Genomic DNA, 10,217 nt, shown 5'->3' with positions numbered 1-10,217 from the left:
CACGGTGACCCCGGTGCAGCAGTTCCAGCCCCGCTACTCGCTGGAAGACTCGCTGGAAGGCGTCTACGCGGACAAGAGCTTCACGACCGTGAAGTGATCGTCCCGCATAGGACGTGACAAGAAGCGAGCGGCCCCCGCCTCCGGGCGGGGGCCGCTTCGCGTGGCGGCGGCGGGATCACTCTTCGTAGTGGCGTTTCGGCGGCGGCTTCGGCCGGGCGGGTCCGCGCGGCAGGCGCCCCTTCGGCGCGGGCGATCCGGCCGCCGGCACCAGCTGCTCCCGGCCGGGCCCGATCAGGTCGGCCCGCCCCATCTTCTGCAGGGCCTCGCGCAGCAGCGGCCAGTTCAGCGGGTCGTGGTAGCGCAGGAAGGCCTTGTGCAGCCGGCGTTGGCGCAGCCCGCGCGGCACCTCCACGTTCGCCGGCTCCCGGCGCACCTTGCGCAGCGGGTTGTGCCCGGTGTGGTACATGGTCGAGGCCGAGGCCAGGGGCGTGGGCAGGAACTGCTGCACCTGGTCCGGCTTGAAGCCGTTGCGCTTCAGCCACAGCGCCAGGTTCAGCATGTCCTCGTCCGTGGTGCCGGGGTGGGCGGCGATGAAGTAGGGGATGAGGTACTGCTTCTTGCCCGCCTCCTTCGAGAAGCGCTCGAAGAGTTGCTTGAAGCGGTCGTAGGAGCCGATGCCCGGCTTCATCATGTGCGAGAGCGGCCGCGTCTCGGTGTGCTCGGGCGCGATCTTCAGGTAGCCGCCCACGTGGTGGGTGACCAGCTCGCGGACGTAGTCGGGGTCGCGCACCGCCAGGTCGTAGCGCAGTCCCGAGGCCACCAGCACGCGCTTGACGCCCGCCTGCTTGCGGGCCTTCCGGTAGAGCGCGATGAGCGGCGCGTGGTCGGTCACCAGGTTGTTGCAGATCCCCGGGTAGACGCACGAAGGGCGCCGGCAGGCGCTCTCGATCGCCTTCGTCTTGCAGTGCATCCGGTACATGTTGGCCGTGGGCCCGCCGAGGTCCGAGATGGTCCCGGTAAAGCCCGGCGTCCGGTCGCGCACCTCGGCGATCTCCCGCAGCACCGAGGCCTCCGACCGGCTCTGGATGACGCGCCCCTCGTGCTCGGTGATGGAGCAGAAGGTGCAGCCGCCGAAGCAGCCGCGCATGATCGAGATCGAGAAGCGGATCATCTCCCAGGCCGGGATCCGGGCCTTCCCGTACGACGGGTGCGGGCGGCGCGTGTAGGGGAACTCGTACATCCGGTCCAGCTCGTCGGTCTCCAGGGGGATCGGTGGCGGCGTCAGCCAGACGTCGCGGTCGCCGTGCCGCTGCACCAGGGACAGGGCGTTGCCCGGGTTGGTCTCCAGGTGGAAGACGCGCGAGGCGTGGGCGTAGAGCACCGGGTCGGCGGCGACCTGCTCGTAGGAGGGCAGGCGGATGACGGTGCGGGCGCGGTCGAGGCGGCCGCGGTGGGGTTGCGGGCGCGGCGCGGTCGTCGGTACGGTCGTGGGCGCCGGCGCGTTCGCGCAGTCCGGTTCCGCGGCGTAGGGGTCGGGATGGACGCACGGCGGTCCCGGCTCGTCGATCTCGGTCGAGTCGAGCTCCAGCCAGCCCTCTGGCACGCCGCGGCGCAGGTGGGCGGTGCCGCGCAGGTCGGTGATCGTCCCGATCGGTTCCCCGGCGGCCAGCCGGTGCGCCAGCTCCACGATGGCCCGCTCGGCGTTGCCGTAGAGCAGCAGATCGGCCTTGGCGTCGGGCAGCACCGAGCGGCGCACCTTGTCGGACCAGTAGTCGTAGTGGGCGATGCGGCGCAGGCTGGCTTCGATGCCGCCGACCACCACGGGCACGTCCCGGTAGGCCTCGCGCGCGCGCTGGGCGTAGACGAGCACCGAGCGCTCGGGCCGCCGGCCGCCCTCGCCGCCGGGGCTGTAGGCGTCGTCGCTGCGCACCTTGCGATCGGCGGTGTAGCGGTTGACCATCGAGTCCATGTTGCCGGCCGAGATGCCGAAGAACAGGTTCGGCCGGCCCAGGGCGCGCAGCGGTGCCGCCGACTGCCAGTCGGGCTGGGCGATGATCCCGACGCGGAAGCCGTGCGCCTCCAGCAGGCGCCCCACCAGGGCCATGCCGAAGCTGGGGTGGTCGACGTAGGCGTCGCCAGTCACCAGCACGACGTCGCAGCTGTCCCAGCCGAGCGTCTCCATCTCGGACCGCGACATCGGCAGCACCGGGGCCGGCGCCAGGCCGGGCCGGTGCGGCGGTCGTGCGAACAGGTGGGGGGCCGTCGTCGCGCTCATCTGCGATCTCCACCGCTGCGGGGTCCGGGTTGCGCCCGCGCGACCCGCCGGGGTACGATGCGCGCGGCCGTGCCGACCCACAAGCTAACCCATCACCCGCGGCCGGGCTACCGCGCTGCGCCCCGTCATCGGAGGCCGACATGTTCCGCGACCTCGCCCCCGGCGCCGCCGTCTTCGACTCCGCGCTCGGCCCCTGGGGCCTGACCTGGACGCGCCGCGGCGTCGACGCCCTGGCCCTGCCCGATCGTTCGGAGGCCGCCGTGCGCGAGCTGCTGGAACGCGCCGCGCCCGGCCGCGAGTACCCCGCGCGGCCCCCGGCCGCCGTGCGCGACCTCGCGCGCCGCGTGCGCTCCCACCTGGCCGGCAAGCCCGACGAGTTCCGCGACGTGCCCCTGGACCTCGAGCGCCTGCCGCCCTTCGCCCGCAAGGTCTCGCGCGCCCTGTGCCGGGTCCCGCCCGGCGCGACGGTGAGCTACGCGGAACTCGCCAAACGCGCCGGCTCGCCCGGGGCCTCGCGCGCCGTCGGCACGGTCATGGCCCGCAACCCGTTGCCCCTGTTGGTGCCCTGCCACCGCGTGCTGGCGGCGGGCGGCGCGCTGGGCGGCTTCTCGGCCCCCGGCGGCACCGACCTGAAGGTCCGCCTGCTGCACCGCGAGGGGGTCGTGCTCAGCCCGCGCCACCAGGCGGGCATGGACCACCTCGCGCGCAGCGACCGCGCGCTGGGCCGCGTGATCCGCCGCGCCGGCCCCTACCTGCCGGCCTTCGGCGACAAGCGCGATCCCTACGACGTGCTGGTCACGAGCATCGTGCACCAGCAGCTCGCCTTGAAGGCCGCCGCCACCATCGCGCGGCGCGTGCGCGCGCTCACGCCGGGCGATGCGTTCCCCTCGCCGCGGGAATTGCTGCAGCTGTCCGACGCGGAGCTGCGCGGCGCCGGCCTCTCCTCGCAGAAGCTGGGCTACCTGCGCGACCTCGGCGCGCGCCTCGACGACGGCCGGCTCGACCTGCGCGCGCTGCGCCGCCTCGACGATGCCCGAGCGACCGCCGCGCTCTGCACCGTCAAGGGCATCGGGGTCTGGACCGCGCAGATGATGCTGATCTTCCACCTCGGCCGGCTCGACGTCTGGCCGGTCGACGACCTGGGCCTGCAGAAGGGCGTGCAGAAGCACCTCGGCCTCGCCGAGACGCCCAGGGCCAAGGCGATGGCGGCGATCGGCGAGCGCTGGGCCCCGTACCGCTCGCTGGCGGCCTGGTACCTCTGGCAGCTGGTGGACGGGGGCGCGGATTGAGTGGCATCGGTCCGGCGTTCTCCCTACGTTCAACCATCATCGGCGGCGTTCCCTCAGCACCATGACCAATCCATAGCCCGGAGTGTGACATGCGTCACCTGGCCACCATCGCGGTCCTGCTCGCACTGGTCCTGACCGCCGGCTGCCGCAGCATGCGACCGATGGCGCCCTTTGTCGAATCGTCGCCGATGCAGGCCGAAGGTGTCGAAGCCGTCGATCTGACCACGTTCTTGTCGCTCCCCGAGCCGGAGCGCGAGCGACGTCGTCTCCTGGCCGGTGAGGAACTGGAGCGGTTCCGCCGGTGGTGGCAGGACATCCCCAGCCTGCTGCGCCGCAGCGGCACCTACGTCAGCTTCTTCAGTGGGAACGGGCTGCTTTCCGAAGGCCGCTGGACCGTCAATGATTTCGACCGCATGATGCCGATCCTGCAACGCACCGTGCAGGTCGACCCCACCTGTACCGAAGCCTGGACCCGGATGGGGAATCTCCTCGTCCAGTTCGGCGACTGGTCGCGAGCCGACGCCGCCTACCTGGCCGCCTGGCAGGCCTGGCCCCACGACTCCCGCCTGGAACACCGTTCCCAGGCGGCGCGGTCGATCTCGCACTCCCATGCCTGGCTGTGCCGGGACACGGCGCGCTGGGAGGAGGGGCTCGCCCTGCTCGAGCGCGGGGACGGGATGTCCGCAGCGGGGGCGGAAGACCGGGACCAGCTGCTGCGCGGCCTGCTGTTGGCCGGGGCCGGCCGCTTCCAGGAGGCCGTCGCCCTCGCGAAGGAGATGCCGCCGCTGCGGTACCCTCGCTACGGCTACGGCATGGCCGCGGGCAGCCACGGCAACAACTGGATCGAAGCGATGGCCTGGTTCGCCGCCGGCGAGCCGGTATTCGCCCGCAAGGCCCTGGGCGAGATCTACACCAATCGCGCGGTGCAGCAGGCGACGCGATACTGGAACGACGTGGCCCTGATCCTGGACCACGTCGGCAGCGATGCCGAATCCGACGCCGCCTACGCACGTTCGCTCCAGGGCCGTTTCCCGCTGCTGGCGTTCTTCCCGTACGAGGGCTGCTCGGTGCCGCCGGTGATCCTCGGCGAACCCTCGCCCACGGTCCCGGTCTACCTGGCCTGGGGCGAGCACTACCTCGCGGGCTCGCTGTTCGCCTTCGCCGCCAACTCCATGGCCCGCTACTGGACGCTTGACGACGAGGCGCGCCGGCCCCGCCGCGGCCGGGCCGTCATCGAAGCCCTGTCGATCTGCATGCGCAAGCACGACCGCCCGACGCTGGCGCAGGCCCTGCGCGGGCGCATGCACTACTACCTGGGCGAGGACGAGGAGGCGCTGGCGGACCTGCGCGCCGCGCGTGCCGCCCTGGCGGCCGAAGGCCGCGGCGACGCCGCGACCAGCCTCGTGCTGGGCACGATCCTGCTGAACCGGCGCCAGGCCGCCGAGGCGCAGCTCTGCCTGCAGGAGGCCGTCGCCCTGGAGCCCGGCCTAGCCGGCGCCTGGCGCACCCACGGCGTCGCGCTGGCCAAGCTGGGCCGCCACGCGGAGGCGGACTCGGTCCTGGACCGCGCCGTCGACCTCGACCCCTACGAGATCAGCGGCTGGTACAACCGCGGGCTGCACCACCTCGAGCGGCGACGCTGGGAAGAGGCGTGCCGCGACCTGGGCGTCGCCGTCCGGCTGGAGCCCGGCAACACGGACGCCCTGGAGATGATGCAGGCGGCCCAGTCGTCCCTGCTGCGCAGCGGTGGGCGCGAGACGGCCGCCAGGCTGGGTGCGGCCGCCGACAGCACGGCCGCCGGGTTGCGCGCCGGCCGCGACCTGGCGCACCTGCCGGTTCGCGACGCGTTGGGGATCGCCCTGTCCGGGGACGCGGGCGTCGACCAGGTGGCGCTCGCCGATAGCCTTGCCTCTCGCTACGCCCGGTCCCCGACGCCGGAGCTGCGGCAGGACCTGGCCGCCGCGCTGCTGAAGGCCGGACGCCACGCCGACCTGCAGGACCTGCTCGCCGGCCTTTGGCTGCGGGACCTCGCGCCCCTCGAGCGGCAGATGCTGCTGGAAGCGGACCGCGCCCTGGGCAGCGCCGACCGCGCCCTGTCCCTGGTCGACCGGCTCGCCGGGGGCGAACTGGCGGCCGGTGATCCCGTCCGCGACGATCCCGAGCTGTGGTCGCGCGCCGCCCTGATCTGCCTGGACGCCGGCCACCGCGAGCAGGCCCTGCTGGCCCTGGACGAGGCGGCGCAGATCGATCCGGAAAACGCCCCGCTCGACAGTTTCCGCGAGCTGGTCCGTAACCAGCCTCCGGACTGACGGCGCCGAACGGGCTCAACCCCGGTCCCGGCGGGCCGATAACGAACGTGTATCCACCTGCGACTGCTGTCGGCCCGAACGGTGAGCAGGTACACGATGTCGTTGCGGATCTTGCTGCTTTGTGCCGTGTCGCTGTTGGCGGCCCCCGCCGTCGCCGGCGCCGTGCCGCCCATGCCGGTCGGGTGGGAGGGCGACGCGTTCGGTTTCGGCGCCGGCGCCGACCATGTCGCGATGGACCGCGGGCTGCTGGTCTACGACGCCGCCGCCGCCGCTTGGCTCCCCATCGCCCCCGGCATCCCCAACTTCGGCTACACGGACCGCGAGACGTGGCTGGCCTTCCGCCTCGCGCCGGACGTACGGGCGCGGCACGAGGTCCTGCTCGTGGTCTCCTACCCGCTGCTCGACGATATCGAGCTCTACGCCGTCGAGGCCGGCCTCCCGGTCGCGGCCGGCAGGGCCGGCGACCGCGAGCCGTTCGCCCGTCGCCCGCTGGCGCACCGCCACTTCCTGTTCCCGCTCGCGCCGACGACGGCCGAAGGGGCGACCTACCTGCTGCGGGTGCGCTCGAACAGCTCGCTGCAGGTGCCGCTGGCGCTGTGGGACGCCGACGCCTACTTCCGGTCCGAGACCGGCCGCTACGCGTTCTTCGGCTTCTTCTACGGCGCGATGCTGCTGGTCGTGCTGTACAACGCCTTCCTGTTCGTCGTGCTGCGCGAACGCCTGCACCTCGCCTTCGTCGTGCACATGGGTTCGTTCCTCGGCCTGATGGCCGGCCTGCAGGGGCTGGGCTACCAGTACCTGTGGCCGCACTGGCCGTGGCTGCAGGAGAGGGCGCCGGCCCTGTTCGTCGCCGCGGCCACGGGCAGCGCCTTCATCTTCGCCCACGACCTGCTGAACTTGCGCGAACTGTCGCCGCGCTGCTCGCGCCTGTTCCGCGCCGGGACGCTGGCCGGCCTGGCCGGCCTGGTCGCGAGCTGCCTGCTGCCCTACGCGACGATCATGCGGCCGGTGCTGGTGGCGGCCGTGCTCGGTGCGGCCGTCATCGCCTGGGGCGGCCTGCGCCAGTGGCGCGTCGGCGCGAACTCCGCCCGCTGGTTCGTCGCGGCCTGGCTGACGTTCCTGCTTGGCACGATGCTGATGATCACCAGCAAGTTCGGCCTGCTGCCGCGCACGTTCGTCACCGAGAACGGGCCCCTGTTCGGCCTCGCGGCCGAGGCGATGCTGCTGTCCCTCGCGCTGGCCGACCGCTTCCGGGAGCACAAGCAGGCGCGCCGGGCGGCCCAGGCCGAGGTGCTGCGGATGCAGCAGGAGGCCAACCGCGTGCTCAAGCAGGAGGTCCAGCTGCGCACGGCCGAGATGCAGAATATGATGCGCCTGCTGGCTCAGGCGAACGAGGAGTCGGAGCAGCGTAACCACATCGACGGTTTGACCGGCAGCTTCAACCGGCGGGCGTTCGACGAGCGCCTGGAACTGGAGTTCGGGCGGGCTCTGCGCGAAAGTAAGCCGGTCGCCATGCTCATGGTGGACATCGACCACTTCAAGAACTTCAACGACACCTACGGGCACCTGGTCGGTGACGACTGCCTGGTGGCCGTGGCGAAGGCGATCGAGCACGCAGCCCGCCGCACGACCGACTTTGTGGCCCGCTACGGCGGCGAGGAGTTCGCGGTGATCATCACGGATGCAACGCCCGACCGGCTCGCCGGTTTCGGCGAGCGAGTGCGCCAGGCCGTGGCCGACATGGAGTTCCTGGTCGAAGGGCGCCGCGTGCCGGTGACCGTCAGCGTGGGTGGCGGCGCGCTGACCCCCGCGCCGGCCGACGCGCCGGAGGACCTGATCCGTCTCGCCGACGGGGCGCTCTACCGGGCCAAGGCCGCCGGGCGCAACCGGGTCGAAACGGAGAACCGGATCGCCGCGCCCGTCTGACCACATCTGTCCGACCGTGCCGCCGCCCCCTACCTCGCCAACCCCGCCAGATCCAACAGGAAGGCGTACTCCCGCGCCGTCTCGCGGTGCCGCTGGAAGCGGCCCGAGGCGCCGCCGTGGCCGGCTTCCATGTTCGTGACCAGCAGCAGGCGGCGGTCGTCGGCCTTCAGGCGGCGCAGCTTGGCGACCCACTTCGCCGGTTCCCAGTACTGCACCTGGGAGTCGTGCAGCCCGGTGGTGACCAGCAGGTGGGGGCGCGGCACGGCCGCGACGTTGTCGTAGGGCGAGTAGGCCAGCATGCAGCGGTAGGCCGCCTCGTCGTGGGGGTCGCCCCACTCGTCGTACTCGGCGGTGGTCAGGGGGATCGACTCGTCGAGCATGGTGGTGACCACGTCGACGAAGGGCACCTGCGCCACGACGCCCGCGAACAGGTCGGGCGCCAGGTTGACCACCGCGCCCACGAGCAGGCCGCCGGCGCTGCCGCCCATGGCGTAGAGCCGTCGCGGGTCGGCGTAGCCCGCCGCCACGAGGTCGCGCCCGCAGTCGATGAAATCCTCGAAGGTGTTCATCTTGTTCAGCAGCTTGCCGTCCTCGTACCAGCGGCGGCCCAGCTCGTCGCCGCCGCGCACGTGCGCGATGGCGTAGCAGAAGCCGCGGTCCAGCAGGCTGAGCCGCGCCGAGTCGAAGTCGGGCTCGGTGCTCGAACCGTACGAGCCGTAGCCGTAGAGCAGCAGCGGGCGCGTGCCGTCGCGCGGGAAGTCGCGGCGGTGCACCAGGGTGACGGGCACCCGCGCGCCGTCGCGGGCTTCGATCGTGAGGCGCTCGCAGGCGTAGTCGTCGGGGGAGAAGCCGCCCAGGACCTCGTCCCGCTTCAGCAGGGTCTTGCGGCGCGCGCGCATGTCGTAGTCGTAGGTCGAGAAGGGCGTGGTGGGGGACTCGTAGCCGAAGCGCAGCACGTCGGTGTCGGGTTCGCGGTTCACGCCGAGGTAGGCGACGTAGGCCGGCTCGCCGAAGTCGAGATCCTCCCAGGTCCCGTCGCCGCCGGGCCAGGGCCGCACGCGCAGCCGGGTCAGGCCGTCGCGCCGCTCGCTCGCGACCAGCCAGTCGCGGAACGGCTCGACCCCCTGCAGCAGAGCGTCCTCGCGGTGGGGGAGCAGCTCGCCCCAGCTCTCCTTGCCGGTGGCGGCTGCCGTGGCGGTCATCAGCCGGAAGTTGCGGGCCCGCCAGTTGGTGGTCACGAAGAACGTGTCGCCCAGGTGGTCGACGGAGTACTCGTGGTCCCGCTCGCGGGGCTGGAAGACGCGGAACCCGTCGCGGGGGCGGTCGGACGCCACGTAGCGGATCTCGGTGCTCACCGACTGGTAGCAGGTGATCAGCACGTAGCGGCGCGACTTCGTCCGGCCGACGCCGACGGCGAACGTCTCGTCGTCCTCCTGGTAGACCAGGACATCGCCGGCGGGATCCTCGCCCAGCGTGTGGCGCCAGACCTGGTAGGAGCGCAGGGTGCCCGGGTCCTTCTTGGTGTAGAAGAGGGTGCGGTCGTCCTCGGCCCAGACGTGGTTGCCGCTGGCGTTGGGGATGGCGTCAGGCAGGACCGCGCCCGTCGCCAGGTCCTTGAAGCGGATCGTGTAGAGGCGCCGCCCGACCGCGTCGTCGGCCCAGGCCAGCACGCCGCCGCCGGAGCTGACCGTCGTGCCGCGGGCCTGGAAGAACGCGTGGCCCTCGGCCAGGGCGTTCACGTCCAGCATCACCTGCTCGGCCGCGCCCGGCGCGTCCGACCGGCGGCAGAAGACCGGGTACTCCTGGCCCTCGGCGAAACGCGTGTAGTACCAGTGGCCGCGGTCGAGGTAGGGGACCGTGTCGTCGTCCTTCTTGATGCGCCCGGTGATCTCGGCGAAGAGCGTCTCCTGCAGCGCGGCCGTGGGCGCCAGCACCGACTCGGCGTAGGCGTTCTCGGCCTCGAGGTAGGCGATCACCGCGGGGTCCTCGCGCTGGTTGAGCCAGTAGTAGTCGTCGACGCGCTCGCCGCCGAACTCGCGGAAGACGTGGGGTTCGACCCGCGCGACGGGAGGCGCGGGAGCGGTGGCGAGGTCCGTCGCGGCGGCGAGGCCGCCGGCGCCGCAGCACGCGACGACGAGCATGATCCGCAGCAGGGGGGTGCGCATGGGGGGCCGCCTCTCTCGGTAGTGGGACCGGGCCGGGACCGGCGCCGGCGAGGGACGGTTACGCAACCGCGCCTCGACAGTTGCACGCCCGCCGCCTACACTGGCGCCGAACTCCAGCCGAGGCGGCGCCATGTCCCGCAACGCCATCCTGACCGGTCTCGACGTCCTGGTCGAGCGCGACTTCGCGCCGCTGCGCGGGCGGCGCGTCGGCCTGCTCTGCCACCCCGCCTCGGTGGACGGCCGCCTGCGCCAC

General features: G+C 72.5%; 5 protein-coding genes. 3 read left to right on the top strand and 2 right to left on the bottom strand.

Features of this window, described 5'->3' with window-relative positions:
- Positions 1–175: 175 nt before the first annotated feature.
- A complete protein-coding gene (locus Q7W29_12615; GenBank protein ID MDO9172661.1) occupies positions 176–2,275 on the bottom strand; it encodes a YgiQ family radical SAM protein in 2,100 nt (699 codons plus the stop codon).
- A gap of 140 nt (positions 2,276–2,415) precedes the next feature.
- Between Q7W29_12615 and Q7W29_12610 the strand changes: the two genes are divergently transcribed.
- From Q7W29_12610 to Q7W29_12600, 3 genes are all read left to right on the top strand, one after another.
- Positions 2,416–3,564 (top strand): methylated-DNA--[protein]-cysteine S-methyltransferase, encoded by a 1,149-nt coding sequence (locus Q7W29_12610; protein MDO9172660.1) that lies wholly within the window; start codon positions 2,416–2,418, stop codon positions 3,562–3,564.
- An 89-nt stretch (positions 3,565–3,653) separates the two neighbouring features.
- Positions 3,654–5,873 (top strand): hypothetical protein, encoded by a 2,220-nt coding sequence (locus Q7W29_12605; protein MDO9172659.1) that lies wholly within the window; start codon positions 3,654–3,656, stop codon positions 5,871–5,873.
- 96 nt (positions 5,874–5,969) lie between these two features.
- Positions 5,970–7,799, top strand: coding sequence for a diguanylate cyclase (locus Q7W29_12600; protein MDO9172658.1), 1,830 nt, complete (start codon positions 5,970–5,972; stop codon positions 7,797–7,799).
- A gap of 29 nt (positions 7,800–7,828) precedes the next feature.
- Here Q7W29_12600 and Q7W29_12595 read toward each other — a convergent pair whose 3' ends face one another.
- Positions 7,829–9,964, bottom strand: coding sequence for a S9 family peptidase (locus Q7W29_12595; protein MDO9172657.1), 2,136 nt, complete (start codon positions 9,962–9,964; stop codon positions 7,829–7,831).
- Positions 9,965–10,217 lie beyond the last annotated feature (253 nt).

The organism is bacterium (assembly GCA_030654305.1).
Lineage (GTDB): Bacteria > Krumholzibacteriota > Krumholzibacteriia > LZORAL124-64-63 > LZORAL124-64-63 > PNOJ01.
Note: the sequence above shows the minus strand (reverse complement) of the source record. Positions and strands in the feature narration are given on the sequence as shown.